General features: G+C 69.4%; 25 protein-coding genes. 5 read left to right on the forward strand and 20 right to left on the reverse strand.

Features of this window, described 5'->3' with window-relative positions; translation table 11 throughout:
• Positions 1-4 precede the first annotated feature (4 nt).
• Positions 5-415 carry a polyketide cyclase / dehydrase and lipid transport gene (locus QMK34_RS01395; RefSeq protein ID WP_326410414.1) on the reverse strand — a complete coding sequence of 137 codons (411 nt, stop codon included), beginning with the start codon at positions 413-415 and terminating at the stop codon, positions 5-7.
• A gap of 128 nt (positions 416-543) precedes the next feature.
• Between QMK34_RS01395 and QMK34_RS01400 the strand changes: the two genes are divergently transcribed.
• Entirely contained in the window at positions 544-2,343 is a 1,800-nt protein-coding gene (locus tag QMK34_RS01400) for an AMP-dependent synthetase/ligase (RefSeq protein WP_326410666.1), read from the forward strand.
• Positions 2,344-2,791: 448 nt separating this feature from the next.
• Here the strand turns inward: QMK34_RS01400 and QMK34_RS01405 are convergent, their stop codons facing one another.
• The 3 genes from QMK34_RS01405 to QMK34_RS01420 form a co-directional block, all read right to left on the reverse strand.
• On the reverse strand, positions 2,792-3,892 hold the full coding sequence (locus QMK34_RS01405) for an FAD-dependent monooxygenase (RefSeq protein WP_326410416.1): 1,101 nt from the start codon (positions 3,890-3,892) through the stop codon (positions 2,792-2,794).
• Between the two features lie 458 nt (positions 3,893-4,350).
• Positions 4,351-5,298 carry a ferritin-like domain-containing protein gene (locus QMK34_RS01415; protein WP_326410419.1) on the reverse strand — a complete coding sequence of 316 codons (948 nt, stop codon included), beginning with the start codon at positions 5,296-5,298 and terminating at the stop codon, positions 4,351-4,353.
• Between the two features lie 108 nt (positions 5,299-5,406).
• Positions 5,407-6,654, reverse strand: a complete 1,248-nt coding sequence (locus tag QMK34_RS01420) for an aminotransferase class I/II-fold pyridoxal phosphate-dependent enzyme (protein ID WP_326410421.1) — start codon at positions 6,652-6,654, stop codon at positions 5,407-5,409.
• Between the two features lie 79 nt (positions 6,655-6,733).
• Here QMK34_RS01420 and QMK34_RS01425 point away from each other — a divergent pair, with 79 nt between their 5' ends.
• Complete coding sequence (locus tag QMK34_RS01425) at positions 6,734-7,264, forward strand: hypothetical protein (RefSeq protein ID WP_326410424.1); 531 nt, start codon at positions 6,734-6,736, stop codon at positions 7,262-7,264.
• A gap of 3 nt (positions 7,265-7,267) precedes the next feature.
• On the opposite strand, the gene QMK34_RS01430 is transcribed toward QMK34_RS01425, so the two are convergent.
• The 14 genes from QMK34_RS01430 to QMK34_RS01495 all read right to left on the reverse strand — a co-directional run bounded on the left by QMK34_RS01430 (position 7,268) and on the right by QMK34_RS01495 (position 20,672).
• Positions 7,268-7,768 carry a hypothetical protein gene (locus QMK34_RS01430; RefSeq protein ID WP_326410427.1) on the reverse strand — a complete coding sequence of 167 codons (501 nt, stop codon included), beginning with the start codon at positions 7,766-7,768 and terminating at the stop codon, positions 7,268-7,270.
• Positions 7,765-8,265, reverse strand: a complete 501-nt coding sequence (locus tag QMK34_RS01435) for a hypothetical protein (protein ID WP_326410430.1) — start codon at positions 8,263-8,265, stop codon at positions 7,765-7,767. Before QMK34_RS01435 ends, QMK34_RS01430 begins: the two co-directional genes overlap by 4 nt.
• Positions 8,265-9,500 (reverse strand): MlaD family protein, encoded by a 1,236-nt coding sequence (locus QMK34_RS01440; protein ID WP_326410433.1) that lies wholly within the window; start codon positions 9,498-9,500, stop codon positions 8,265-8,267. The genes QMK34_RS01435 and QMK34_RS01440 overlap by 1 nt, the downstream gene beginning before the upstream one ends.
• Positions 9,497-10,726: an MCE family protein gene (locus tag QMK34_RS01445; RefSeq protein ID WP_326410668.1), complete on the reverse strand. Its 1,230-nt coding sequence runs from the start codon at positions 10,724-10,726 to the stop codon at positions 9,497-9,499. The genes QMK34_RS01440 and QMK34_RS01445 overlap by 4 nt, the downstream gene beginning before the upstream one ends.
• A 47-nt stretch (positions 10,727-10,773) precedes the next feature.
• Positions 10,774-11,970 (reverse strand): MCE family protein, encoded by a 1,197-nt coding sequence (locus QMK34_RS01450; RefSeq protein ID WP_326410436.1) that lies wholly within the window; start codon positions 11,968-11,970, stop codon positions 10,774-10,776.
• Positions 11,967-12,956, reverse strand: a complete 990-nt coding sequence (locus tag QMK34_RS01455) for an MCE family protein (RefSeq protein ID WP_326410439.1) — start codon at positions 12,954-12,956, stop codon at positions 11,967-11,969. Before QMK34_RS01455 ends, QMK34_RS01450 begins: the two co-directional genes overlap by 4 nt.
• Before the next feature lie 176 nt (positions 12,957-13,132).
• Entirely contained in the window at positions 13,133-14,164 is a 1,032-nt protein-coding gene (locus QMK34_RS01460; RefSeq protein ID WP_326410442.1) for an MCE family protein, read from the reverse strand.
• On the reverse strand, positions 14,161-15,498 hold the full coding sequence (locus QMK34_RS01465; protein ID WP_326410444.1) for an MCE family protein: 1,338 nt from the start codon (positions 15,496-15,498) through the stop codon (positions 14,161-14,163). The genes QMK34_RS01460 and QMK34_RS01465 overlap by 4 nt, the downstream gene beginning before the upstream one ends.
• Complete coding sequence (locus tag QMK34_RS01470; protein ID WP_442785078.1) at positions 15,495-16,340, reverse strand: MlaE family ABC transporter permease; 846 nt, start codon at positions 16,338-16,340, stop codon at positions 15,495-15,497. Before QMK34_RS01470 ends, QMK34_RS01465 begins: the two co-directional genes overlap by 4 nt.
• Positions 16,341-16,354: 14 nt before the next feature.
• Complete coding sequence (locus QMK34_RS01475) at positions 16,355-17,149, reverse strand: MlaE family ABC transporter permease (RefSeq protein ID WP_326410448.1); 795 nt, start codon at positions 17,147-17,149, stop codon at positions 16,355-16,357.
• Positions 17,150-17,219: 70 nt separating this feature from the next.
• Complete coding sequence (locus tag QMK34_RS01480; RefSeq protein ID WP_326410450.1) at positions 17,220-17,984, reverse strand: glucose 1-dehydrogenase; 765 nt, start codon at positions 17,982-17,984, stop codon at positions 17,220-17,222.
• Positions 17,981-19,489, reverse strand: coding sequence for an aldehyde dehydrogenase family protein (locus QMK34_RS01485; protein WP_326410453.1), 1,509 nt, complete (start codon positions 19,487-19,489; stop codon positions 17,981-17,983). The genes QMK34_RS01480 and QMK34_RS01485 overlap by 4 nt, the downstream gene beginning before the upstream one ends.
• Before the next feature lie 7 nt (positions 19,490-19,496).
• Complete coding sequence (locus QMK34_RS01490) at positions 19,497-20,378, reverse strand: 3-oxoacyl-ACP reductase (RefSeq protein ID WP_326410455.1); 882 nt, start codon at positions 20,376-20,378, stop codon at positions 19,497-19,499.
• Between the two features lie 102 nt (positions 20,379-20,480).
• Positions 20,481-20,672 carry a ferredoxin gene (locus tag QMK34_RS01495; RefSeq protein ID WP_326410458.1) on the reverse strand — a complete coding sequence of 64 codons (192 nt, stop codon included), beginning with the start codon at positions 20,670-20,672 and terminating at the stop codon, positions 20,481-20,483.
• A gap of 102 nt (positions 20,673-20,774) precedes the next feature.
• On the opposite strand from QMK34_RS01495, the gene QMK34_RS01500 reads away from it, so the two are divergent.
• The 3 genes from QMK34_RS01500 to QMK34_RS01510 all read left to right on the forward strand — a co-directional run bounded on the left by QMK34_RS01500 (position 20,775) and on the right by QMK34_RS01510 (position 24,747).
• A complete protein-coding gene (locus tag QMK34_RS01500; RefSeq protein ID WP_326410461.1) occupies positions 20,775-21,947 on the forward strand; it encodes an acyl-CoA dehydrogenase family protein in 1,173 nt (390 codons plus the stop codon).
• A gap of 8 nt (positions 21,948-21,955) precedes the next feature.
• A complete protein-coding gene (locus QMK34_RS01505; RefSeq protein WP_326410463.1) occupies positions 21,956-23,035 on the forward strand; it encodes an acyl-CoA dehydrogenase family protein in 1,080 nt (359 codons plus the stop codon).
• A 140-nt stretch (positions 23,036-23,175) separates the two neighbouring features.
• The gene (locus QMK34_RS01510; protein WP_326410466.1) at positions 23,176-24,747 is read left to right on the forward strand and encodes a long-chain-fatty-acid--CoA ligase; all 1,572 of its coding nucleotides are present in this window, start codon (positions 23,176-23,178) and stop codon (positions 24,745-24,747) included.
• Positions 24,748-24,755: 8 nt separating this feature from the next.
• On the opposite strand, the gene QMK34_RS01515 is transcribed toward QMK34_RS01510, so the two are convergent.
• Both QMK34_RS01515 and QMK34_RS01520 read right to left on the reverse strand, forming a co-directional pair.
• Positions 24,756-25,142 carry a hypothetical protein gene (locus QMK34_RS01515; protein WP_326410469.1) on the reverse strand — a complete coding sequence of 129 codons (387 nt, stop codon included), beginning with the start codon at positions 25,140-25,142 and terminating at the stop codon, positions 24,756-24,758.
• A gap of 71 nt (positions 25,143-25,213) precedes the next feature.
• A partial coding sequence (locus QMK34_RS01520; protein ID WP_326410472.1) for an acetate--CoA ligase family protein occupies positions 25,214-26,510 on the reverse strand: 1,297 nt, incomplete at its 5' end.

The following is a 26,510-nucleotide window of genomic DNA, read 5'->3' on the forward strand; positions in this document are numbered from 1 at the left end:
TCCCCTATTCGGCTCGCGGGGCGACACCGGGTTCGCGCCCGTCCTCGAGGATCTCCTTCAGGCCGAGCGCGATCGCCTTGGCCGCACGGGCCCGCTTGTCGAACTCCCGGCGCAGCTCGCGCGGCGTGACCGCGCGGGGCTCACCGGAGGGCCCAGCCGGGGTGGCACGCAGGAAGTAGTGCAGCAGCGTGCCGTCCAGGACGGGCTCCAGCCAGATCTCCATCGTACCGACGAGCGCGCCGCGCACGGTCCAGCGCAGGCCCTCGTCGCCGCGGTCGGTGTACACCTCGAGCACGAGGTCCGGCCAGTAGCGCGCCCACGCGCGTGGATCGGCGAACGCGGCGGTTACCGTGCCGGGCGGTACCACTATGAAGGTCTCGTCGACAAGGTCGAGAGCGGGTGGCGCCTGATTCACACCGGGCAGAATCTCATGCCCTCGCCCCGGGTGGGCGATCAGCATGGTCTTAAGGTGCACATCACGCTAAGTTGACTGGCGGGTAACACCGGATGACCGCACAGCACGCGTTAGACACGGAGGTCCACGTGCGCGAATACAGCGCCCCCGCCGCCAAGCCGGTGCCGGACGAGGAAAACCTCGCCGACGTCGTCTGGGCGAACGCCGAGCGGTTCTCAGACGTGGTGAGCTTCCGCCGCCAGGTCGACGGCACCTGGCTCGACGTCACCGCCAAGGACTTCGCCGCTCAGGTGCTGGCCGTGGCCAAGGGCCTGGTCGCCGCCGGGATCGGCAAGGGCGACCGGATCGGGCTGATGTCCAAGACCCGCTACGAGTGGACGCTCGCCGACTTCGCCATCTGGGCGTCGGGCGCGGTCACCGTGCCGATCTACGACACGTCCTCGGCCGAGCAGGTCCACTGGATCCTGTCCGACTCGGCCGCGAAGGGCGTCTTCGTCGAGACCGACGAGCACCGCGCGACGCTGGAGAGCATCGCGGGCAGGCTCGAGGTGCTGGAGCACACCTGGCAGATCGAGACCGACAAAGCGCCCGCGATCGACGCGCTCACCGCGGGCGGCGCCGAGATCACGGACGACGACCTGCACACCCGCCGACGCTCGGTCGGCGCGGGCGAGCTGGCGACGATCGTCTACACCTCCGGCACCACAGGCCGCCCGAAGGGCGTCGAACTGACCCACCGGAACCTGCTCTCGGAAATCCGCGGCGCCATCCTGGCCTTCCCGCAGCTGATGGAGCAGGGCAACTCACTACTGGTGTTCCTGCCGCTGGCGCACGTACTGGCCCGCGCAATCGCGGTGACGGCACTGAGCGCACGCGTAACACTGGGACACACCTCGGACGTAAAGAACCTGGTAGCCGACCTGGGCACGTTCCGCCCGACTTTCGTGGTCGCGGTACCCCGCGTGTTCGAAAAGGTCTACAACTCGGCCAAGCAGAAGGCCCACGGCGACGGCAAGGGCAAGATCTTCGACGCCGCCGAAGCCACGGCGGTCGAATACAGCCAGTCCCAGGACAAGGGCGGCGCCGGCTTCGCTTTGAAGGTCAAGCACACCCTGTTCGACAAACTGGTCTACGGCAAACTACGCGCGGCCTTGGGCGGCCGCTGCATAGCCGCAGTCTCAGGCGGCGCCCCACTGGGCGCCCGCCTGGCGCACTTCTTCCGCGGCATCGGCGTCCCGGTCTTCGAAGGCTACGGCCTGACCGAAACCTCGGCCGCGGCGAACGTCAACACCCAGGACGCCTTCCGCGTGGGCACGGTCGGCAAGCCGGTGGCGGGCACCTCGGTCCGCATAGCCGACGACGGCGAAGTCCTCCTGAAGGGCGGAGTCGTCTTCGCCGCCTACTTCAACAACCCACAGGCAACGGCCGAATCCCTGACAGACGGCTGGTTCCACACAGGCGACCTAGGCGAACTGGACACCGACGGCTTCCTGAAAATCACCGGCCGCAAGAAAGAAATAATCGTCACCGCCGGAGGCAAGAACGTAGCCCCCTCCGGCCTGGAGGACTCGATAAAGGCCAGCCCCCTGATCAGCCAGGCCATGGTGGTGGGCGACCAGCGCCCCTTCATCGGCGCCCTGGTCACGATCGACGAAGAGTACTTCCCCACCTGGAAGTCCCAGCACAACAAGCCCACGGAAGCGACAGTGTCAGATCTCGCAAACGACACAGACCTCCGAGCCGAGATCCAGCGGGCAGTGGACGAGGCCAACAAAGCGGTCTCCCACGCCGAAGCGATCAAGAAGTTCACGGTCCTGCCAAACGACTTCACCGAAGCAGGCGGCGAAATCACCCCAAGCTTAAAACTAAAGCGAAACGTAGTAAACAAAAACTACGCCACCAACATAGACGCCCTCTACCAAAAATAGCGCCACCCCAACCCCAAAACACGACACAAACGGACCCTTCAAGGCAGAAACGCCTCAAAAGGCCCGTTCATCCCACCCGCCCCACCCCCACCCCACCATCAACCATCACACAAAACCCACCACAACACCCCCAACAAAAACCCAACCCCAGCAGTCCGCCCCAACCACAGCGTCTCCCCGAGCCCTGCGAGGGGAGACTTCACCGCCGCGCGCCCTCTTTCAGGCCCGCCAGGGCCTCCCAACTCGCGACGGCAGGTCGCCCCCCTAAAAGCAAAAGCCGCACTTACGCTGGAAGCCGGGGCGACCTGGCGGCGCGAGTTCGTGAGCGCGCTGGCCAAAAAACACAGGCTTCTAACCGCACCTCACGACGCAACCAAAAACCCGCACCGCCGCTGAGCACCAGTAACGACCCAGCGGCGCACGCAAGCCCGCTAACCGCACCTCAGGACTAAACCAAAACCCGAGCATCCCAGTCAATGTGGTGGTTATACAACCACCCACGCTCACCGTCGGCATCCCGCCCGCCGCTGGCGGCGACCAACCGCTCAACCCGCCCCCGTCGCAATCCCTCATAGGCAGCAAAAGCCCCGGCCGTATCCGGCAGATCCCGCAGGCATTGCGCGAGCACAACACTGTCCTCAAGCGCCATCGAAGCCCCCTGCCCAGCAGCAGGCGAAGCCGCATGCGCGGCATCACCCACCAGCACCAACCGCTCCCGCCACCACAAGCGGGTACTGGGCACCTCGTAGGAATGCCCCCCGAAAACCTCATCCCCGGTGGAAGCAATAATGTCGGCAGCCGGAATCGGCTCCCCCTCGAAAGCGGCAAAAGCCTGCTCACGCCACCGATCAGCGGTCAGCGGACCGTCCCGATCCCCGTCAGCAGCAGGAAGCCGCGCAAACCAGTAGGTCGACTCATCGGGAGCACTCGTATACCCAAAGGCAGCATTCCGTCCCTGAACCATCCGATAGATCCCCGGCGCCAGCGGAAAACCACCGCCGCGGGTGTACCCATAGACAACGTTCAAGCCGGTAGACCGCGGCTCAAGCGCGTCAGGATCGATAAGCGTCCGCACCACAGACCGAAGCCCATCGGCCCCGACCAGCAGCTCCCCCTCAGCCGATCCCCCGTTGGCGAACCGCGCCACCACCCCACCAGAAGAGACATCGGCAGACACAAGGCGCTTACCCGGATAGAACGAGACCCCCCGCCGCCGAGCCTCCTCCTGAAGCACCCGATAGAGCACGGACCGAGTGAGCGTCCGAGGCCCGTCAGGCCCCAGCTTGTCGAAAGCCCGCGCACGGAGCACCTGATTATCCGGCGAGACCAGCTCCACCCCGGTCGCGGCGAAGGAGTTCTCGACGACGGGCCTATCAGCACCGATGGCCCGCAGCGCGTCCATCCCGTTGTGCATGATGGTGAGAAAAGCGCCCTTGTCCTCACCGCCGGACTCGTACGCCTCGTACACGCCGACGTCAAAACCCACCTGCCGTAGCGCCATCGCGGTGACCGTGCCCGCGATCCCGCCACCGATGACCAGAATTCCCACCGAGACTCCCTAGATCGTCCGTCCCCATCGAACCTACCCAGAAAGCCCCTGAAGGCCACCATGACGGCGTTTAACGCCGTCATGGTGGCCTTCAGGGGCAGTGGCCTGAACTCGGCGGCCGGGCAGGAACGTCGTCAGGCCGGTTCGCGCGCCGGGGCAGCGGCGGCGAGCCGTTGACGCGGCGCCAAGGCTTGACCAGCTCCTGACGTTGGATGCCGTCGGCGTCGGTGGGCTGGATGTTGGCGCGTCCGTGCGTGACGACGCCCTGGTCGTCGTCCGTGCTGCCATCGAGGCTGTCGCGAGCGTCAGAGATCTTCGCGCGCTGCGGTGGATCAGCTGCCGTACGAAGGGTTTCCGAACACGAGTGGTTCCTCTCGTCGTTGCCGAAAAGTTGCCCGATCGCAGGGCTTTCGGAACCACTCGTGCTCAGGGTTGGGCCACTTGGTGGACTAGACCACTTACGCCCCGCCGCTGGTGTTGATGTCGCCGTTCACCCCGTGCGGGAAGAACCCGCCGGACTTGACCGAGGCCGGGTTGAGGTAGACGACGTTGAGCACGCGGTCGGCCGTGCGGCTGAAGGCGATGCCGTTGGCGTCGGTCGGCTGGATGTTGGCCCGCCCGTTGAGCACGGCGCCCTGGTCGTCGTCGGTCGGCCCGTCGAGGCTGTCACGCGCGTTGGAGATCTTGACCGAGGCGTCCGCCAGGTCGCGCTCGAACAGCTGGGACCGGATGAGCCCGGCGTGGTACGCCTCCACGGCCAGGATGCCGGCCGCGGCTTCGAGATAGGTCTTGTTGCTGATCAGCGGGGCCGCGCCCTTGTACGCGGTGACGCCGACGTCCTCGAAGATGAACGCCGCGAGCAGGAAGTTGTTCTCGTTGGCGTACGGGTCGAACGTCTGGTTGGCCTTGATGAGCCCAGCCGCGCGCGCGGCCGCGGTGAAGCTGTTCTTGATGTCGATCTGCGGGCGGGACACGGCCGAAGCGCCGAGCGCGGTCCGCAGGAACTTCACGTGCGCGAGCTCGTCACCGGCGATCTCCTGCGCGAACTGGCGCAGCGCCCTGCTCCGGAAGGGCACCCGGCGGCCGCCGGTGACCCCGCCACGGGTGCCCGTGCCGGTGGTGAGCTTGTCATCGAGCCCGCAGCCGTTCACGGCGTACGAGTAGAACTCCGCCTCGAGGTACTCCAGGTTCAGTGCGAAGTTGAGCACGGCCCCGTCGCTGGGGCCGTCCGCGGCTGCGGTCGCCACCTTGCCGGCCGCCATGGCGGATGAACCGACTCCGCCGAGGTACCCGGCGCCGACGACGCCGAGACCGACAGCTCCCGCGCTCTTCAGGAAGCGGCGGCGGTCGCTGTCGTTCTCGGCACTTCGGCTGATCAGTTCACGAACGAACGGCTTTCCGAACACGAGTGGATCCTCTCGTCGTTGAGCAACTCGGACGCCCGGCCTCAGGGCGTTCGGAGCCACTCGTGTCCCGGCTTGCCACGATCGACTGAAGATCTTGGTCGCTACCGCTCAGGCGGTCTGGGCCGCCGCGAGCCGCACGCAGACGACGAGCCCGCGGATGGCCTCCTCGACCTCCGCCAGCTCCGGGTAGGTCGGCGCGATGCGGATGATCCGGTCTTCCGGGTCGTCGCCGTACGGGTGGGTGGCGCCGGCGGGCGTCAGCGCGAGCCCGGCCTCCTTGGCCAGCCGGACGATCTCCTTGGCGGTGCCCGCGGGCACGGTCAGCGAGATGAAGTACCCGCCCGACGGCTTCGTCCACGACGCCAGCCCGCTGTCGCCGAGCTCCTCGGTGAGGATGCGGTCGACGGCGTCGAACTTCGGTCCGATCAGCTCGCGGTGCTTGCGCATGTGCGCGCGGACGCCGTCCTCGTCCTTGAGGAAGAGGGCGTGCCGCAGCTGGTTGACCTTGTCGGGGCCGATGGTCCGCTTGCTGATCTTGCCGATCCACCAGGCGAGGTTCGCCTCGGACGAGCCGAGGAAGCCGACCCCGGCACCCGCGAAGGTGACCTTCGAGGTCGAGCCGAAGACGAACGCGCGGTCGGCGTTGCCGTTCTCGGCGCACAGGGCGAGCACGTCGGCGATCTCGGCCTCGGTGTCGGTGAGGTGGTGCACCGCGTAGGCGTTGTCCCAGAAGATCCGGAAGTCGGGAGCGGCGGTGGTCATGGCGGCGAGGCGGCGGACGGTCTCGTCGCTGTAGGTGACGCCGGTGGGGTTGCTGTACTTCGGCACGCACCAGATGCCCTTGACGGCCGGGTTCTCGGCCACGAGACGCTCGACGACGTCCATGTCCGGGCCGTCGCCGGTCAGCGGGACCTGCACGAGCTCGATGCCGAACCGCTCGGCGAGCGCGAAGTGCCGGTCGTAGCCGGGGACCGGGCAGAGGAAGACGATCCGCGGCTCGTCGGCCCAGCGGCGCCCGGCGCCCGGCATCGGGCTGAGCAGCGCCTGCACGATCGAGTCGTGCATGAGCTCGAGGCTCGAGTTGCCCGCGGCCAGCAGCTGGGCGGCGGGGACCTGCAACGCTCCGGCGAAGATGCGGCGGAGTTCGGTCAGGCCCTTGAGGCCGCCGTAGTTGCGGACATCCGTGCCGTCCTCCGCCTTGTAGTTGCCTTCCCCAGGCAACGTCAGGAGCTCGTTGGAGAGGTCCAGCTGCCGTGGGGACGGCTTGCCGCGGGTGATGTCCAGGGAGAGGCCGCGGTCGACGAGGGCCGCGTAGTCGCGGCGGGCGCTGTCGACGTCGACAGGAACAGTGGTCATGGCGTCCACGCTAAACCCGGCGCCCGAAACGCTTGACACGTGGTCCACGTCACCCTCCGTGCAGGCGCTAGCCTGAGCCATGCTCAGCACACCGCCGGAGAGCCGCGTGCTCGTCGTTCTCGCCGATCACGGACAGTTCTACCTCCAGGACCTCGACGCCCACGACCGGTGGATGCGGACCACGGGCGCCCACGCGGACCTGCCCCCGGCGGGCTGGACGGCCGAAGCCGTCAACGTTCACCGGATCGGGGTGGAGCCGCATTCGCTCTCGATCGGCACCGCCCGCTCCGACCACGTCGAGACGACGCTGCGATTCTGCGAGTCCGCGCCCCCGCTCGACCCGGAGGCCGAGCACAGCGTCGAGGCCGATCTCGAGCTGCTCGGCGACGACCTCGCGATCTACGGCCCGGCCGACGATCCCGGCCGCGAGCAGCACGTCCCCGCCACGGCGGGTGGCTACCGCGTCCGCGTCTCCTACGTGCCGTCGGAGCCACCGGCGCTGCGGAACGAACACGAGGCCGGGGACTACTTCCACTACGCGATCGACCTGTGGCCACGTGTGACGCCCACGGCGCTGGAAGTGCTCAAGCAGGGTCCCGACCCTTGGTGACGTTCACAGCGCGGTGAGCCCAGAGATCCTCCACCGCCCGTCGACGCGCCTCGCGGTGACGGCCAGCTGGGCGCCCGCCGACTCTGGCGCGCCTCCGCCGGGCTTGAGCGTCTGCTGGTCGAGGAACAGCAGCAGGGTCGCGTCGTCACCACGCAGCTCACGGACCCCGATCGAGCGCACGGTGGTGGTGCGCACCAGCTTCTGGTCCTCGGCCCGTTTCCGCGCGGCCGTGAACTCGTCGCGGTACTGCCCGACCGCCTCGCCGGTGAGCACGTCCGCGGCGGCGCGATCGGTCCTGGCGAGGTTGGCGTAGTCGTAGGAGAAGATCGCCTTGACCCCGGTGCCGACCTGGTCGGACACCTCGGCCGACTCGGCGGCGTCGACCAGCGCGGTGTTGTCCCCCGAGCTCAACGCCCGCGCCTGCAGTCCGGACCACACCGCGAAACCGAGTGCCAGCACGATCACCCCGACGAGCGCGGGCAGCAGGTTCGCCCGGAGGTTCATCGCCCGGCCGCCTGGACCGCGGTGACCTTCCAGCCCCCTTCGCCGCGCCGCAGGTCGACGGTCAGCCTGCTGACGTTCGGGGCGGGCGCGCCACCGCCGGTGCTGACCCGCACGTCGAGCACGGCCATCAGCCGGGCGGTGCCCGCGTTCGGGTCCAGCTCGGTGACCGCCGCCTGCTTCAGCTCGGCGGTCGCGATGGTCTTCGTCGACGTCGCCCGGTCGAGCTGCGACTGCCGGTCACCGGTGAGGTCCTGGCCGAGCTGCCCGGCGGTGGCGGCGATCCAGCGGTCGACATCGCGGGCCCCGGCGCGGTAGTCGAGGGTGTTGAGCACGACCAGCTCGTCGGAGGCGGCCGCGACCACGGCGTCCCGCTCGCGGCCGCGCGACGACGCCTCGTCGTGCGCCGCGCGCCACCATGACCAGCCGAACCAGGCGGCGGCCGCCACCGACACCACCGCGAGCGCGATCAGCCCGCGCACCAGGGGATCCCGGCGCATCACGACCCGCCGAGCAGCTTGCCGAGACCGCCGGGCGCGCCGCCGGTGAGCAGGCTGAGCACGCCGGGAAGCTGGCTCTGCTGAACGGTTTGCGGTGTCTGCTTGGGCTGCTCCGGCACCGCGGCGGGTTTACCCGCGTAGGGCGCGTTCTGCGAGCCGCGGACCCCGGTCGCGCTACCCGGCGGCTCGGCGCAGTAGGCGTTCAGGTTGACCGGAGCCTCGGTGAGATCGTTGGCGGGCCGCTGTTTCGTGCCCTCGTAACCCTTGGTGCATGAAACCGGGTCGAAGAAATTGAGCACCACGCCGAGATGTCCCGTGCCGTCCGGCGAGGTCGACGGCGCGAAGGCCGAGATGATCGGGTACGCCACCAGCAGCTCCTCGACGGCGTCCGTGCGCGCCGAGGTGATCTGGGCCGTGGTCAGCGCGTTGGCGAACAGGACACCCAGGTCGGTGCCGGAAACCGCGAGGACGTCGCTGATCTGGCGGCTCAGCTTCGGCGCTTCGTCGAGCACCCGCCGCAGGTCCGGATCGGACGTCTTCAGTTGCCCGGCGAGGGTTTTCAACCCGCTGGAGAACGCCCGGATGTTCGCGCCCTGCCGTTGCTGGGTGTCGAGCACCGTGTGCGAATTCGACAGCAGGCCCTGGGTCTGCGGCAGGTACTGGGTCGCCGTCACGGTCAGCGAACCCGTGCTGTCCAAGAGCTTCCGCAGGTCCGGCCCGGCTCCGGCGAAGGCGTCGTACGTCTCGTCGACGACCATGCGCAGCGAGTCCGGGTGCACACTGGACACCAATTTGTCCAAATTGGACAGTACGGTGTCCGGGGAGAGCGGGATGGACGTCCGGTCGGTGCGGATCACCGAACCGCCGGCGAGGTAGGGCCCGTTCTCGTGCTGGGGCCGCAGGTCCACGTACTGCTCCCCCACCGCCGAGCGGTTCGCCACCGCGGCCTGGGTGTCGGCGGGGATCGGCGGCGCGCCCGGGTCGATGTCGAGGCCGACGTCGACGCCGTGCTCGGTCAGGGTCAGCGAGGCGACCCGGCCCACCGCGACCCCGCGATAGGACACCTCCGAGTTGACGAAGACTCCCCCGGAGTCGACGAGTTGCGCGGTGACCACGTAGCCGCGTGAGCCGAACAGCCGGTCGAGTCCCGCGTACTTCCCGCCCGCGTACCCCACGGAAACCACCGCGATGAGCACGAAGACCAGCAGCTGGATCCGGGTCTTCCTGGTGGTCATCCGCCACCTCCGAGCAGCGTCCCGAGCACGGTGCCGAGCCCGCCCAGCAGGCCGCCCGGGGCCGTCGGCGTCCCCGGCAGCGGGGTCAGCGGCGGCGCGATGTTCGGCAGCGGGAGCGGCGGGGCCGCGCTGCCGTTGGTGAGCGGCACCGCGCCGGGGGTGCCGGTGCCCTGGCCGCCGGGCAGGCCGATGATCGGCTGCGACGAGTTGCCCAGGTTCTGCAGCAGGGTGTCCAGATCGAGGTCGATGGTCGCCTCGACGTTGGCGTAGTCGCCCTTGATCACGTTGCCCGCGTAGTCAGGGAACGGGTAGGTGAGCAGGATCTGCAGGGCGTTGGGCAGGTTCTGCCCGGCCTCGCCGAGTTTGCGCAGCGTCGGCTGCAGTGCCTTGAGGTTGGCGACCAGCTGGTCGCGGCTCTTGTTCACGGTGTCGACCGCGACCCCGGACAACGTGTTCAGCGCCTGCAGCATGCCGACTAGCTGGTCGCGCTGGTCGGTGACGACCTTGAGCCCGGGGGCGAGGTTGTCGAGTGCGTTGGTGAGGTTCTGGGTCTGGCCGTTCAGCGTGCGGGACAGCCTGTCGAGCCCGTCGATCGCGCGCAGGATCTCGCCCTTGTGCGCGTCGAGCTGGGTGGCCAGTTCGTCCACATGGGACAGCAGCGCGCGGACCCCGGTCTCGTTGCCGGCGAGCGCGTCGTTGAGTTCGTGGCTGATCTTCTGGATCTGCTCGACGCCGCCGCCGTTGAGCAGCAGCGAAAGCGCGCCGAGCACCTCCTCGACCTCGGGGTTGCGGTTAGTCCGCGCGAGGGGGATCTTCGCGCCGTCGGCGAGCTTTCCGGCTGCCTTCTCCGCCGTCGGGGCCCGCAGCTCGACGAACTTCTCCCCCAGCAGGCTGGACTGACGCAGCTCGGCGGCCGCGTTGGCGGGCAGCGGGATGTCGCCGTTGACGACCAGGCTCACCCAGGCCGTCTTGGTGTCGGGCGCGAGGTCGATCTTGTCGACCCGCCCGACCGGGACGTCGTTGACCTTGACGCTGGCCTGCGGGACGAGGTCGAGGACGTCGGAGAACTGCGCCGTGACGTGATACGGATGGTCCCCGACGTCCGCGCCGCCGGGCAGCGGCGTGTTGTACAGCCCCGAAAACCCGCCGTCACTGCACGCCGCGAGCGCCAGCACCCCGGCCAGCACCCCCGCCAGCCTTTTTCGACTGCCCCTGAAGGCCACCATCACGGCGTCTAACGCCGTGATGGTGGCCTTCAGGGGCAACTGAACGCTCATTTGGGGGCTCCCGAGAGCTGGGTGAGGACGCCGACCAGTGGCAAGGGCAGGGGTGGGAGTTCGCCCTGCTGGAGGGACGAGAGGACTTGGGGGACGGACGGGAGTTTCAGGGTGCCGTCGAGGATCGGGGCGAGCTGCTTGCAGATACTGCCGAGCGTGTCCGGGACCTGCTTCGGCGTGCCCGCGCTGATCAGGCGGCACACCGTGAGGATCGGCGGGTTGGTGATCTCGTTGAGGTTGTCGCGCACCGCGATCGTGCCGGACGCGGCGTCGTAGGAGTTGATGAAGTTCGTCGCCCCGACCGGCGCGATGTCGAGCACCTCGGCGAGCGACGCCCGCTGGTCCACGAGCACCTTCGTCAGCCCGGCAAGTTTGTCCACATTGGATTCGAGCAGGTCCTTGTTCTCAGCCACGAACGACTGGACGTCTCCCAGCGACGTCGCCAGTGAGCTCAGCGCGGCCCCGACGTCGGCCGAGTCGTCGGCGAGGAACCCGCTGACGTCGGCGACCCGGCCGTAGAACTCGTTGAGCTGCTGGTCGCTCTCGGCCAGCGCGCCGGTGAAGGAGTTCAGATTGGACACTGTCGCGAACAGGTCGCCCTTCGAACTGTCCAGGGTCCGCGCCAGTTCGGCCAGCCGGGTGACCGTGGTGTTGAGGTTCTTGCCGTTGCCGTCGAGGTTCGCCGCCGCGGTATCGAGCACGCCGGACAACGCGCCGTTCTTGTTGGCGCCGTTGGGTCCCAGCCCGGTAGCGAGCTTGTCGAGGCTCGTGTAGAGGTCGTCCAGCTCGGCGGGCGTCGCCGTGTGGTCCTTCGCGATCACCGTCCCGGTCGCCATCTGCGGGCCCGAGTCGTACGCCGGGGTCAGCTGCACGTACCGGTCGCTGACCAGGCTCGGCGCGACGACCACCGCGCCCGCGTCGGCCGGGATCGGCACGTCGGAGTCGACGCGCATGTCGACCTTCACCGCGTCGCCGTGCGGGGTGACGCCGGTGATCTCGCCGACCTTGATCCCCAGCACCCGCACCGAAGAACCGGCGTACAGCCCGACGGTCTTGCCGAAGTACGCGCTGACGCGGGTCCCCCCGGCGTCACGGAACACGAGCCACAGCCCGGCGGTCAGCAGCAGCGCCAGTACGCAGGCGAACCCCAGCCAGGTCACCAGGCTCCGGCCCGCCCTGGTCTCGATGGTCATCGTCCACCCACCCCTTGGTTCGGCGCGGCGATCGGCGGCGTGCAGCCCTCCGGGTTGATCGACAGGCCCAGCGGCGTCAGCGTCGGCGGCAAAAGCCCGCACAGGTAACCCTCGAACCAGCGGCCGTTGCCGGTGGCGTTGGCGCCGACGCGGGCGAACGGCGCCATCAGCTGGAGGCTCCGGCCGAGGTTGTCCTGGTTGCGCTGCAACACATCGGTGACCTTCCCGAGTTTTTGCAGCGTCGGCTTGAGCTGCTGCCGGTTGTCCGCGACCAGCCCGGACAGCTGCGCCGAAAGCTGCTGAGCGCCCTTGAGCAGCCTGCTGATCGCGTCGCGCCGGTTCCGCAGCTCGGTGAGCAGCAGGTTGCCGTCGTTGATGATCTTCCGCAGCTGCGCGTTGCGATCGGACAGCGTCTTCGACACCTTGCTCGTGTTGGCCAGCAACGTCTTCAGGTCCCCGTCGCGTGAGGACACCGTCTTGGACAACGACGAAAGCCCGGTGAGCGCGTCCTTCATGTACTGCGGGCTGTCCTTGAGACTGTCCGACAGCACGGTGAAGCTCTGCGCGAGCTGCTGGGTGTCGATGTCGCCGACCGTGGTCGACAGCTGCTGGAACGCGTCCTGCAGCTCGAACGGGGTCCTCGTACGCGCCAAGGGAATCGTCGTGCCCGGGTCCTGCGTGCCGGTGCCCTTCGGCGACAGCGCCAGGTATTTCTCACCGAGCAGCGTCTTGATCTCGATCGACGCCGAAGTCGCGTCCCCGACCCGAGTGCCCTTGACGCGGAACTTGACCAGCACCTTCTTGCCCGCCAGCTCCACAGAGGACACTTGACCGACCTTGACCCCGGCGACCTCGACCTCGTTGTCCGGCGCGAGCCCGGCCGACTCGCCGAAGTACGCGGAGTACGTCGTGCCGTTGCCGAACAGCGGGATCTCGTCGGAGAAATAGGTCGACACCACGATCAGCACGATGAGCACCAAGGTCACGCCGCCGACGGCGGCCTGGTTGCGGTCCTTGAGCCGTTCGCGGGGGGTCCAGGGGGGCTTGCCCCCAGGCCGGGGCCTGGGGTTCGACCCCAGACCATCGAGCCGTTTGCGGGGGGTCCAGGGGGGCTCGCCCCCAGGCCGGGGCCTGGGGTTTGACCCCAGAAGATCGAGCCGGGTCACGGGCCGCACCTCTCCGGTCGCTGCGTGGTCGGCAGCGGCACGACCGGCACCTCGATGTTGAGCGACGAAATGCCCACCCGGCCGGTGATCCCGCACAGGTAGTAGTTGAACCAGCTGCCGTAACTCAACGTCCGGGTGAACTTCCGCAGGTTGCCCGGCAGCACTTGCAGCAGGTGGTCCAGCAGCGGCTCGGAATCGCCGAGGTTCCGCGACAGCGTCCCCAGCTGCGCGACGTCGTCCTTCAACGCGGGACGCGCGTCCGCGAGCAGCCCGGACGTCGTCACCGCGAGGTCGCCGAGCGCGGTCACCGCGTCGCCGATCGGCTTGCGCTGCTCGGCCAGCCCGGTGACCAGCGCTTGCGTCTGCTCGATCAGGTTCCCCAGCTGCGGGCCGTGCGCGTTCACCGTGCCGAGCACCGAGTTGAGGTTCGTGATGACGTCACCGATCACCTTGTCCTTGCCCGCGATCGCCGAAGTCACCGACGCGGTGTGCGCGAGCAGGCTGGCGATCGTGCCCCCCTCGCCCTGGAACACCTGGATGATCTCGTAGGACAGCTTGTTGACGTCCTCGGGGTTCAGCGCCCGGAACAGCGGCTTGAACCCGTTGAACAGCACGGTCAGGTTGAGCGCGGGCTTCGTCCGTTCGGGTGGGATCACCCCGCCCTCGGGCAGCGCCTTGTCGTCGCCGATGTCGGTGTTCAGCGCGAGGTACCGCTGGCCGACCAGGTTGCGGTACTTGACGACCGCGGTCACCGACGCGGGCAGCCGGTGCGCGGACTCGACGTCGAAGTGGATCTCGGCGAGGTTCTGGGGATCGACGGTGATCCGGTCGACCTGCCCGACCTTGACCCCGACGATCCGGACGTCGTCGCCATCCTTGAGCCCCGACGCGTCGGTGAATTTGGCGGTGTAGCCGGAAGTAACGCCGAAGTTGGTGTTCGCGATCGTCGCGCCGAGGATGCCGGTGAGCACGATGGTGACCACGGCGAACGCGAGGATCTTGAGCAGCGCGGGAACGAAGCTCCTCATTTGAGCTCCACCTCCGCGCCCCGGTACAGCGGCCCGACGAGCAGGCTCGCCCAGTTCGGCACCTGCCCGGGGTCGGCCCCGAAAACCGGGGAGGCCAGCAGGTCGATCAGCTGCTTCTCGTCCGTCGAGTTCACCAGTGACGGCGCGCCGCCGGACGCTCCGCTGCCGGCGGTCACGGGCCCGGGGAGAGTGCCGTTGGGCGAGCGCGGCGGCGCGGGTTTACTGGAGCCGTCCTGGATCGCGCCGTCCGGCGGGTACTGCGGCCAGACGCCCGGCTTCGGCACCTGCGGGTAGCAGCGCGGGCCGCGTTTGTCCTCGTACTTCGGCTCGTCGACGCCGGGCAGGTACTTGCCGCGGCTGGGGGTGAACTCGATGGTGACCCGGCTGACCTCCGGATGCGCGGTGCCCTTGCCGAAGGCGAGTTCCGCGTTGGGGACCGAGTCGGCGAGCTGCTTGAGCAGGCACGGGTACTCGGGCGCGTACTTCGCCAGGACGTCGAGCGTGGGCTGGACGGCCGTGGTGAGGCGGATCAGGTTGTCCTTGTTGACCTGCAGGAAACTCGTCAGGTCGAGCGAGGCCGTGGTCACCGTGGAGAACACGTCCGCGAGGCCGCGCTGCTTCTCGACGAGGGTCTTGCTGGTCGTGGTGAGGTCCGACAGGGCGGTGAGGAGATCCGGCGCGGCCTTGTCGTAGATGTCCGCGGTGTTGGCCAGCCCGGTGATGTCGGCCTTGAGGTCGGGTAGTGACGGGTTCAGCTTGCCGAGGTAGTCCGAAAGCTGGGAAAGCGTCTGCCCGAGCTGCTTGCCACGCCCGTCCAACGCCGTCGACACCGCCGTCAGCGTGCTCGACAGCTTCTCGGGCTGGACAGCCTGAAGCAGCGGCATGACGTCGCCAAGCACCTTCTCGAGCTCGATCGCGCTGGAGCTGCGGTCCTGCGGGATGACGTCGCCCGCCTCGATGTGCTTCGCGGGCTTCTCGGGCAGCTGCAACGCGACGTACCGCTCGCCGAACAACGTCTTCGGCAGCAGCCGGGCCGAGACGTTCGACGGGATGACACCGACCTTGTCCGGCTCCAGCGCGAGGTTCAGCGCCGCGTGGTCCCCGAGCGACTCGATCGAGCGGACCTCGCCGACGACCATCCCGCGCACCTTGACGTCCGCGCCCGCGCGCATCTGGTTGCCGATGTGGTCGGTCTCCAGCCGCACGCTCGTGATCGGGGTGAACTGCTTGGTGTAGAAGGCGATCGTGGTGACGAAGAACAGCACGACCACGACCAGGAACGCCAGGCCGAGTGCCTGGTGGCGCAAGCGCAGGAGCAGCAGACGACGGCTCACCCGGAGATCCTCACTGTCGTCGTCGCGCCCCAGATCGCCAGGCTGAGGAAGAAGTCCAGCACCGAGATCAGCACGATCGAGGTCCGCACCGCGCGGCCCACCGCGACGCCGACGCCCGCGGGCCCGCCGCTGGCGGTATAGCCGTAGTAGCAATGGGAAAGGATCACGATCACGCTGAACACGAGCACCTTGGCGAACGACCAGAGCACGTCTTCGGGGGGCAGGAAAAGCGTGAAGTAGTGGTCGTAGGTCCCGGCGGACTGGCCATAGAGCCAGATGGTGATCTGCCTCGACGCCAGGTACGACGAGAGCAGCCCGACGGCGTAGAGCGGGATGACCGCGGCGACCCCGGCGAGCACGCGCGTGGTCACCAGGTACGGCAGGCTCGGCACGCCCATCACTTCGAGCGCGTCGATCTCCTCGGAGATCCGCATCGCGCCGAGCTGGGCGGTGAACCCGCAGCCGACGGTCGCCGAAAGCGCCAAACCGGCCGAAAGCGGCGCGACCTCGCGGGTGTTGAAGTACGCCGAGATGAAGCCGGTCAGCGCGGCGGTGCCGAGCTGGTTGAGCGCGGAATAGCCCTGCAGGCCGACGATCAGCCCGGTGAACATGGTCATGCCGATCATCACGCCGAGCGTGCCGCCGATGACGGCCAGCCCGCCGGAGCCGAACATGACCTCGGTGAGCAGCCGCAGCGTCTCGCGGCTGTAGCGGCGGATTGTCCGCGGGGCCCAGGCGAGCGCGCGGAAGTAGAACGAAAGCTGCTTGCCCAGGCCTTCGAGGCTGGCGCCAGGGCGCGCGATGATCTCGAGCGTCCGGTCGGCCGCCCGGCGCTCCTCCATCGGGTCCGCGGTCACTAGAGCGCCTTCGGGGGAATGATCTTCAGGTAGATCGCGGTCAGCACGACGTTGATCAGGAACAGCAGCAGGAACGTGATCACCACGGCCTGGTTCACCGCGTCGCCGACGCCTTTGGGCCCGCCCGCCGGGTTCAGCCCGCGGAACGCCGCGACCACTCCGGCCACGAAGCCGTAGAGCAGCGCCTTGATCTCGCTGATCCAGAGGTCCGGCACCTGGGCGAGCGCGTTGAAGCTCGCCAGGTACGCGCCGGGCGTGCCACCCTGCAGGACGACGTTGAACACGTATCCGCCGAGCACGCCGACCACACTGACCAAGCCGTTGAGCAGCACCGAAACCACGATCGCGGCGAGCACCCTCGGCACGATGAGCCGCTGGATCGGGTTGACGCCGAGGACCTCCATGGCGTCGATCTCTTCGCGGATCTTGCGGGCCCCGATGTCGGCACAGACGGCGCTGCCGCCCGCGCCGGCGACGAGCAGCGCGGTGATCAGCGGCGCGGCCTGCTGCACGATGGCGAGCGCGCTGGCCGCGCCGGTGAACGACTGCGCGCCGATCTGCTGGGTCAGCGAGCCGAGCTGCAGCGCGATGACCGCGCCGAACGGGATCGCGACCAGCGCTGTCGGCAGGATGGTGACGCTGGCGAAGAACCAGCACTGCTGGATCCATTCGCGGAACTGGAAGGGCCGTTTGAAGATCGCCCGCAGCACTTCCCAGGACAGGGTGGCGAGCCTGCCGACCTGGGTCAGCGCCGCGGCGCCCGGGATCGTGTACGAGCCACTCGTGCCGCCCACCCACGCCTCCCAGTCGTCACCGCCGAGTCTTACGCATCCGGTCCCGCCACTTTCCGTTAGCGGTGTTCACTCACACTTTCAGGGCATGCGTCGCCGTGGCACCACCATCGGCGGCGAACTCGGCGCCGGTGCAGTACGAGCTTTCGTCGCTCGCGAGGAACAGCACCAGCTTCGCGATCTCCTCCGGCCTGCCCACCCGGCCGAGCGCGAGTTTCTTGCCGATCCGTGACAGGTCCACCTCGACGCCCCCGATCGCGGTGGACACCATCTTGGTGTCGATCGCGCCGGGGTGCACCGAGTTGACCCGGATGTTCTTCGAGCCCAGCTCCAAGGCCGCGACCTTGGTCATCCCGCGGATCGCGAACTTGCTGGCGGTATAGGCCACGAGGTAAGGCATCCCGGCGAGACCCTCCACAGAGGACACGTTCACGATGGAGCCGCCACCGGCCCCGGACATGGGTTCAACGACCGAACGCATGCCGAGAAACGCCCCGATCTGATTCACTCTGATAACACGTTCGTAATCGGCTAGGGTGGTCTTCGCGAGCTCCGAGAAATGCAGGATCCCGGCGTTGTTGACCAGCACCGTCGGCGGCCCGAACTCTTCGACGGCGCGCTTCACCGCGGCTTCCCAATCGGCCTCGTCGCCGACGTCGAGATGCTGGTAGAGGGCCGCTTCGCCGAGTTCGTCCGCGAGCGCTTCGCCCGCGTCGTCGTTGAGGTCGGCGATCACCACCCGCGCGCCCTGAGCGACGAACTCGCGCGCTGCGGCCTCGCCCTGTCCCCGTGCGGCGCCGGTGATCAGGGCGACCTTGCCGTCGAGCCTGCCGGTCACATGAGCTCCTCACCGAGCGGCATCAGGACGGTCTTGAGTTCGGTGAACGCCTCGAACGCCGACTGCCCGCCCTCACGCCCGAGCCCGGACTGCTTGAACCCGCCGAACGGGAGGTGCGGCTCGACCTGGAAGCCGTTGATCCCGATCGTGCCCACGCGCAGCCTGCGGGCGACCCGGAACGCGCGCTGGACGTCGGCGGTGAACACCCCGGCGCCGAGCCCGTACTCCGTGTCGTTGGCCAGTGCGACGGCCTCTTCCTCGGTGTCGAACGGAACGACCGCGAGCACCGGGCCGAAGATCTCCTCCTGCGCGATGGTCGCGGAGTTGTCGACGTCGGCGAAGATCGTCGGCTGCACGAAGTTCCCGTTCGCGAGGTCGCCGCCGAGCCGCTCACCACCGGTGACGAGCCTGCCCTCGGTCTTCCCCTTTTCGATGTACCCGAGCACGCGTTCGAGTTGCCGCGCGTTGATCAGCGGGCTGGAGATGACGCCGGGGTCGAACGGGTCGCCGTAGGTGATCATGCCCGCCATCCCCTGTGCCGCGCCGAGGAACTCCTCGTAGACGTCGCGGTGCACGAGCGCGCGGGTGTTCGCGACGCACGCCTGGCCGGACAGGCCCATGGTGACCGCGCCCATCGTGGTCATCGCGGCGAGGCCGACGTTGGGTGCGTCCTGGAAAACGAGCGCCGGGCTCTTGCCGCCGAGCTCCAGCGAGACTCGCTTGAGGGTGCCCGCGGACGCCTCGACGATCCGTTTGCCGACCGCGCGGCTGCCGGTGAAGCTGACCTTGTCGACGTCCGGATGGGTGATCAGCCGTTCCCCGGTGGGGTCACCCGGACCGGTGACGAGGTTGAGCACCCCGGCCGGGAGACCGGCCTCCCCGAGCAGTTCGACCATGCGCAGCACGGAGAACGTCGCGAACTCGCTCGCCTTGAGCACCACCGTGCAGCCCGCCGCGAGGGCGGGCGCGATCTTCTGCGCGAACAGCAGGAAGGGCGCGTTCCAGGGGAGGATCGCCGCGACCACGCCGATCGGTTCGCGGAACGTCATCGCGAGGTGGTCGCCGCCCTGGTACGGCGGCAGCGTCTGCCCGCCGATCTTGTCGACCCAGCCCGCGTGGTGGTCGAACACGTCCGCGGCCGCGCCCACCGACGTCGCGTAGATGGCCCCGAACGACAACGGGACGCCGTTGTCCAGCGCTTGCAACGCACGGAGTTCGTCGGCGTGTTCGCGCAGGAGATTCGCGTAGCGGTGAAGCAGCTGGATCCGCACGGTGGCACGGGAGTACGACCACGCGCCCGAGTCGAACGCCCTGCGCGCGGCGGCCACCGCGTCGTCGACGTCGGCGGCCGAAGCGACGGCGAACTCGCCGATGGCCTCGCCGGTGGCCGGGTGGTGGTGCGGCCAGGTCGCGCCGTCGCGCGCGGGGCCCCACTGGCCGTCGATGAAGAGCTGACCGGCCTTCAGACCGACCGATTCGCGATGCGGTTGCACGGTGAGGGTCATGCCGCTCCTAAGAGAGGATTTCCGAGGCGGCGAACATCCGCTCCGGATCGCGCTCGGCGAAGTACCCGCCGATGCTCGTTTCGAGTTCCGCGGCGTTCCAGACGCCGTTCTCCGTGTCGAATCGCTGCTCGACGGAAGGCGGCCGGAGCAGGGCGACCATGCCGCCGTGCACGACGAAGACCTGCCCGCTGATCCGCTCGGCGGCGGGCGAGGCGAGGAACGCCACGAAGGGCGCGACGTGGTCCACCGACAGCGGGTCGACGCCCTCGGTGGGCGCGTCGGCGCCGAACACGCCTTCGGTCATCGCGGTTCTCGCGCGCGGGCAGATGGCGTTCGCGCGGACGCCGTAGCGGCCCATCCCCCGTGCGGCCGACACGGTCAGCGCGGCGATGCCCGCCTTCGCGGCAGCGTAGTTCGGCTGGCCGGGTGAGCCGATGAGGAAGGCCTCGGACGCGGTGTTGACCAGTCGCGCGTACACTGGCTTACCCTCCACTTTAGACTGCTGGCGCCAGTACGCCCCGGCGTTGCGGGACAACAGGAAGTGGCCGCGCAGGTGTACCCGCAGCACGGTGTCCCACTCGTCGTCGGACATCGAGAAGAGCATCCGGTCGCGCAGCACGCCCGCGTTGTTGACCAGGATGTGGAGGCCGCCGAAGTGCTCCACGGCGGCGGCCGTCAGCGCGTCGGCGGTGGCCCGTTCGGAGACGTCACCGGTGACGGCGAGCGCCTTTCCCCCGGCCGCCTCGATCTCGGCCGCCACCACGTGGGCGACCTCCGAGACGTCGTTGACCACGACCGACGCCCCGGCCGCCGCGAGCGCGAGGGCCTCCGCGCGGCCCAGGCCCGCCCCGGCGCCGGTGACGATCGCCGTCTTGCCCGCCAAACTCACCGGAGGCCTCCTCGCTGAAGCACGGCGGACCGGTCCCGGTCCGCCTCTCCCGGCCCACACTAGAATCTGTTCTTGCCGGAAGCAAGGGCTAGATAAACGGTGCTAACTGGTCATGAACAGGGCATTCTTCGGGCAGCCCGTGACAGCAAGCGAAACACGTTCCACTTTTTCCTCGGTGATCTCGCCCGGGGTGACGACCAGTTCCTCCTCGTCGTCGAGGTCGAAGACCTCCGGCGCGAAGCCGACACAGACCGCGTTGGCCTCGCAGAGCGACCGATCGACGCCGATCTCCATGCTTCCTCCCGTCGCGTGCACCTGGTACAACTAGAACAGGTTCTACTGTAGCGCCGAGTACGGGTACGGCGGAACAGGCACAGCGCCCGGCGGAGGTAACGGATGCGGATCGACTACACGCCCGAGCAACGCGAGCTCCGCGACGAGCTGCGGGCGTACTTCGCCGAGCTGATGACGCCGGAGCGCCGCGACGGGCTCGCGTCGGGCAGCGGCGAGTACGGCGACGGCTTGGCGTACAAGGAAATCGTCCGCGAGCTGGGCCGCAGTGGCTGGCTCGCGCTCGGCTGGCCGCGCGAGTACGGCGGGCAGGACCGGTCGACGCTGGACCAGCTCGTGTTCACCGACGAAGCGGCCGTCGCGGGGGTGCCCGTCCCGTTCCTCACGGTGAACACCATCGGGCCCACGATCATGCGCTTCGGCACCCCGGACCAGAAGGCGTTCTACCTGCCGAAGATCGCCGCGGGCGAGCTGCATTTCTCGATCGGCTACTCCGAGGCCGGCGCCGGGACCGACCTGGCGTCGCTGCGGACCAAGGCCGTGCGGGACGGCGACGAGTACGTCGTCAACGGCCAGAAGATGTGGACCAGCCTGATCGAATACGCCGACTACGTGTGGCTCGCCGTGCGGACCGACCCCGAGGCGCGCAAGCACAAGGGCCTCAGCATGCTGATCGTGCCGACGTCGGCGCAGGGTTTTTCGTGGACGAAGGTCCACACGATGGCCGGGCCCGGCACCAGCGCCACCTACTACGACGACGTCCGCGTGCCGGTGACCTCCCGGGTGGCGGACGAGAACGCGGGCTGGCCGCTCATCACCAACCAGCTCAACCACGAGCGCGTCGCGCTGACCTCGGCCGCGCCGGTCCAGTCGATGCTGCGGGAGGTGCGGGCCTGGGCGCAGGCGACCAAGCAGCCCGACGGCAGCCGGGTGATCGACGCCGAATGGGTGCGGCTGCACCTGGCGCGGGTGCACGCCCAGGCCGAGTACCTCAAGCTGCGGAACTGGAAGATCGCGTCGGCAGGCGAACTCGGCCCGGCGGAGGCGTCGGCGACGAAGGTGTTCGGCACGGAGTTCGCCATCGAGGCCTACCGCCTGCTGATGGAGGTCCTCGGCGCGGGCGCCGTCGTGCGCGAGGGCTCCCCCGGCGCACTGCTGCGCGGACGGGTCGAGCGGCTGCACCGGTCCTCGCTGATCCTGACCTTCGGCGGCGGCACGAACGAGGTCCAGCGCGACATCGTCGCCGCCACCGCCCTCGGCCTGCCCGTCACCCGCTAGGAGCGACCATGGACTTCACCCTGACCGACGCCCAGCAGGACCTCGCCGCGCTGACCCGCCGGATCCTCACCGACAAGGTCACCCCGGAGCTGCTGGGAGCCCACGGTTCCGGTGGCCACGACGCTCCCTTATGGACGGTGCTGGCCAAGGCCGGCGTGGTCGACGCCGCCCTGCCGCAGCAGGTCGGCGGCGGCGGTTTCGGGCTGCTGGAACAGTGTTCGGTCCTGGCCGAGATCGGCCGCGCGGTGGCGCCGGTGCCGTATCTGACGTCGATCACGATGGCGGCCTCGGCGCTGGCCGAGTTCGGCGACGCCGAACTGGCCGAACGCTGGACGGTCCCGGCCCTGCGCGGGGCGCGCGTGCTCACCGTCGCACTCCCGGACTTCGGCTCCCCCTGCGGCTTCACCGCCGAGCCGTCGCCGGACGGCTGGCGGCTGACCGGCACGCAGACAGCCGTGCCCTTCGCCGCGTTCGCCCACGGGCTGCTCGTCGAGGCGGACCTCGACGGCGAGCGGGCCGTCTTCGTGCTCGACGCCGACGCCCCCGGCGTCGCCGTGTCACCCCAGCGGACGATCGACCACGCCGACGCGGCGCTGGTCGAGCTCTCCGGTGCGACGGCCGCCGCGTCGCTGGGCGACGTCGGCGAGTGGATCCGGCAGCGCGGCACCGTGGGCCTGTGCGCACAGCAGCTCGGCGTACTCGAACGAGCTTTGGAGCTCACCGCGGCCTACGCCCGCGAGCGCGAGCAGTTCGGCCACGTCATCGGGAGCTTCCAAGCCGTACGGCAGCGGCTGGCCGACGCCTACCTCGACGTCGAAGCCGTCCGGCTCACCCTCTGGCAGGCCGCCTGGCGCCTCAGCGAAGGCCACCCAGCGGCCGAGGAGGTCGCGACCGCCAAGTTCTGGGCGGCCGAAGCCGGGCACCGTGTCGCGCACACCGCGGTGCACGTCCACGGCGGCGTCGGCATCGACGTCGACGGCCCCCTGCACCGCTACTTCGCCGCCGCCAAACGCCTGGAGTTCACCCTCGGCGGCGCGACCGCCCAGCTCCGCGGCCTCGGCACCCTCCTCGCCACCACCCCGGCCTGACCATGCCGTGTCCACGAGCCGTGTACATCGCCGTCCGCGACACAGCGGCGACGCGGCAGGCTGGCTGGCTGGCTGGCAGGCTGGCAAATGCGCACAGATCGTGGACGCGGGTGCGCGGACGGCGGAAACGGGGAGGTCGGATGGGTGACGTGCCGACGGTGACGGAGCTCCTGCTCGCGCGCGCCGACGACCCGGGTGACGGGCTCAAGTTCGAGGACAGGCGGTGGTCGTGGGCCGAGCACGTGCGGGCCTGCGCGGAGCGTGCGGAGTTGCTGCACGGGCTGCTGAGGCCGGGCTCGCCGCCGCATTTCGGGGTGCTCGCGGACAACGTCCCGGAGTTCTCGTTCCTGCTCGGCGGCGCGGCGCTGTCCGGCAGCGTGCTGACCGGGCTCAATCCCGGCCGCCGGGGCGCCGCCCTGATCAGGGACGTCCGGCTGGCGGACTGCCAGGTGGTGCTCGCCGAGCAGCGGTACGCGTCCCTGCTCGAAGACGGTGACGTCGACGTCCTGGTCATCGGCGGCGAGGAGTACGAGGACCGGCTGCGCGCGTGCCGGGGTGCCCGGCCGCGGCCGGTCCCGTCCACGCCCGAGGACCTGCTGATGCTGATCTTCACCTCCGGCACCAGCGGCGAGCCGAAGGCCGTCCGGTGCACGCACGGCAAGATCGCCTTCCCCGGCCGGATGCTCGCCGACCGGTTCGGACTGTCCACTCAGGACACCACCTATGTCGCCATGCCGCTGTTCCACTCCAACGCCGTGATGGCGGGCTGGTCCGTCGGCCTCGCCGCGGGCGCGGCGATCGCGCTGCGGCGGAGGTTCTCCGCCTCGGGTTTCCTCGACGACGTGAGGAAGTTCGACGCGACCTTCGCGAATTACGTTGGCAAGCCGCTCTCGTACGTCCTCGCCACCCCGCCCCGGCCCGACGACGCCGACAACCCGCTGAAGATCGTTTACGGCAACGAAGGCGCGGAGGCGGACCTGACGAAGTTCGGCGAGCGCTTCGGCTGCCACGTGCTCGACGCGTTCGGCTCCACCGAGGGCGGCGTCAACTTCGCGCGGGACGCCCTGACCCCGCCGGGCTCGCTGGGACGACTGCTGGACGGAATACGGATCCTGCACCCGTCGACGGGGCTGCCCTGCCCGGCGGCGAAGTTCGACGACACCGGACGGCTGCTCAACGAGGCCGAAGCCGTCGGCGAACTGGTCAACACCACCGGCGCGGGCTGGTTCGCCGGGTACTACGGCGACCCCGGCGCGGAGGCCGACCGGTTGCGCGGCGGGATGTACCACACCGGCGACCTCGCCTACCTCGACGCGGACGGCTTCTGCCACTTCGCCGGGCGGCTCGGCGACTGGCTGCGGGTCGACGGCGAGAACCTGGGCACCGCGCCGATCGAACGGGTGCTGCTGCGCCATCCCGGGATCACCGACGCGGCCGTGTACGCGGTGCCCGATCCCGCGGTGGGCGACCAGGTGATGGCCGCGCTCGTGCCCGCCGACGGCTTCGACCCGGCCGGATTGGGCAATTTCCTCGCCACCCAGCCGGATCTGGGGCCGAAGCAGTGGCCGCGCTATGTCCGGCTGGTGACCGAACTGCCCCGCACGGCCACCCACAAGGTGGTGAAACGGACCCTCGCCGCCGAGGGCCTGACGTGCCCGCGGCCGATCTGGCACCGGCCCGGCCGCGGGCACGACTACCTGCCGTTGACCTGAAACCCGGGTCAGGCGAAGCGTTCCCACTTCTTCGACAGCGCGACGGCCAGCAGGACCGCCAGCAGGATCCGGACCAGGATGATCGGCAGCGTCCCCGCCGTGGCACTGACCAGGTTGATGATCGTGCCCAGCGCGAGCACCGGGTAAAGGACCCCGACGGCGAACCTGCGCCACAGCCACACGCCGAGCACGGCGAAGATCTGCACCGCGTCCAGGACCATCGCCAGCACCACCGGGATCGGGAGGTCCCGCCCGCGGCCGGAAACGACGATCAGCGAGCCGACCTCCAGCACCACGGTGAGCACCGCGGCCAGCCCGTACACGAGCAGGAGGGTGGTGAGAAGGCCGCCCCGGCGGCGGTCTTCGGTTCTGCGGGACGCGGGGTTCGTACTCATGGGACGAGACGTTGCCCGATCTGTCCGGATCACGTCAGGCCAGAATTACCCCCGGATTTGTACCGTCGGGCTCAGTCGCCGGGCGCGGTAATGGGGCGCAGGCGGCGCGGCCCGGTGTCGGGGCGCGAAGGCGTCGGGCCGAGCATGACCCGGGCGTTGGCCACGAACGCGCCCTCCGGCGAGGCGAGGATCGGGTCCAGCGCCAGCGAACGGACCTCGGGGTTGTCCTCGGCGAGCGCGGCCACCCGCAGCACGATGTCCTGCAGGGCGGCGAGGTCGGCGGGCTCGTCACCGCGATAGCCGGTGAGCAGCGGCGCGGTGCGCGGCTCGCCGAGCAGGGTGGCGGCGTCGACGTCGGTGAGCGGCACCGCGCGGTACGCCCGGTCCCCCAGCAGGTTGCTGACCAGACCGGACAGCCCGAACGACACCAGCGTGCCGAACGAGGGGTCGTCCTGCAGGCCGATCACGCACGAGATCCCCTTGGGCGCCATCTGCTGGACGTAGACGTCGACCTCACCGGAGACCTCGCACAGAGTGCGATAGGCGGTGCGGACAGACTCCTCGGACGACAGGTCGAGCCGGACGCCCGCCAGGTCCGGGCGGCCGCGCAGCCGCTCGTCGACGGCCTTGAGCGTCACCGGGTAGCCGAGTTCCGCGGCCGCCGACACCGCTTCGCCCGCGGTGGAGGCGACCTGGAACGGGACCACTTCGACGCCGTAGCAGCCGAGGAGGCGGACGACGTCGGCGTCGGAAAGCACGGTGGTCTTGCCGTCCTCGGCCGACAGCAACTCCCGCACGATCTCCTGCGCCTTCTCCACGTGCAGCCCGCCCGGCCGCACGAAAGTCCCTTGTGGACGCTGGCGCCACGCGGCGTATCGGATCACCTTCGCCAGCGCGCTCACCGCCCGCTCCGGGCTGGGGTACGAGGGCACCGAACCCCGCGTCGGGGCGCCGTCCTCGGACAGCACCGCGAGCTCGGCCGGGACCCCTTCGGCGGCGAGGAAGGTGGACACGATCGGCTTGTCCTTGGCCAGCTCGACGACGGCCTCCCGCAGCGCGCGGGCGTAGGCGGTGCCCGGGATCGCCAGCGGGGGCACGAAAACCACGACGAGCGCGTCGGCGTCCGGGGAGTTGAGCGCCTCGCGCACGGCGGCCGCGAACTCGTCAGGACCGGCCTGCGGGCCGACGTCCACCGGGTCGAAGGCGAGCTTCAGCCCCTGCGCCCGCGCGGTGTCCGCGGCGAGCAGGCCGATCGCGCTGGAGTTGCCGACGATGCCGCCCCGCGGCCCGGCGGGCAGCGGCGGGGGGGCGACCACGCGCGCGGTGTCGAACAGCTGCGCCAGCGACTCGACCCGGACGACGCCTGCC

The organism is Amycolatopsis sp. H20-H5 (assembly GCF_035828755.1).
Taxonomy (GTDB): domain Bacteria; phylum Actinomycetota; class Actinomycetes; order Mycobacteriales; family Pseudonocardiaceae; genus Amycolatopsis.

Bases quoted from the DNA above. Each gene is read 5' to 3' on its own strand.
- QMK34_RS01420 (WP_326410421.1), bottom strand. From the start codon at position 6,654: ATGACCACTGTTCCTGTCGACGTCGACAGCGCCCGCCGCGACTACGCG.
- QMK34_RS01425 (WP_326410424.1), top strand. From the start codon at position 6,734: ATGCTCAGCACACCGCCGGAGAGCCGCGTGCTCGTCGTTCTCGCCGAT.
- QMK34_RS01430 (WP_326410427.1), bottom strand. From the start codon at position 7,768: ATGAACCTCCGGGCGAACCTGCTGCCCGCGCTCGTCGGGGTGATCGTG.
- QMK34_RS01435 (WP_326410430.1), bottom strand. From the start codon at position 8,265: ATGCGCCGGGATCCCCTGGTGCGCGGGCTGATCGCGCTCGCGGTGGTG.
- QMK34_RS01440 (WP_326410433.1), bottom strand. From the start codon at position 9,500: ATGACCACCAGGAAGACCCGGATCCAGCTGCTGGTCTTCGTGCTCATC.
- QMK34_RS01445 (WP_326410668.1), bottom strand. From the start codon at position 10,726: ATGGTGGCCTTCAGGGGCAGTCGAAAAAGGCTGGCGGGGGTGCTGGCC.
- QMK34_RS01450 (WP_326410436.1), bottom strand. From the start codon at position 11,970: ATGACCATCGAGACCAGGGCGGGCCGGAGCCTGGTGACCTGGCTGGGG.
- QMK34_RS01460 (WP_326410442.1), bottom strand. From the start codon at position 14,164: ATGAGGAGCTTCGTTCCCGCGCTGCTCAAGATCCTCGCGTTCGCCGTG.
- QMK34_RS01470 (WP_442785078.1), bottom strand. From the start codon at position 16,340: ATGGAGGAGCGCCGGGCGGCCGACCGGACGCTCGAGATCATCGCGCGC.
- QMK34_RS01485 (WP_326410453.1), bottom strand. From the start codon at position 19,489: ATGACCCTCACCGTGCAACCGCATCGCGAATCGGTCGGTCTGAAGGCC.
- QMK34_RS01495 (WP_326410458.1), bottom strand. From the start codon at position 20,672: ATGGAGATCGGCGTCGATCGGTCGCTCTGCGAGGCCAACGCGGTCTGT.
- QMK34_RS01500 (WP_326410461.1), top strand. From the start codon at position 20,775: ATGCGGATCGACTACACGCCCGAGCAACGCGAGCTCCGCGACGAGCTG.
- QMK34_RS01505 (WP_326410463.1), top strand. From the start codon at position 21,956: ATGGACTTCACCCTGACCGACGCCCAGCAGGACCTCGCCGCGCTGACC.
- QMK34_RS01510 (WP_326410466.1), top strand. From the start codon at position 23,176: ATGGGTGACGTGCCGACGGTGACGGAGCTCCTGCTCGCGCGCGCCGAC.
- QMK34_RS01515 (WP_326410469.1), bottom strand. From the start codon at position 25,142: ATGAGTACGAACCCCGCGTCCCGCAGAACCGAAGACCGCCGCCGGGGC.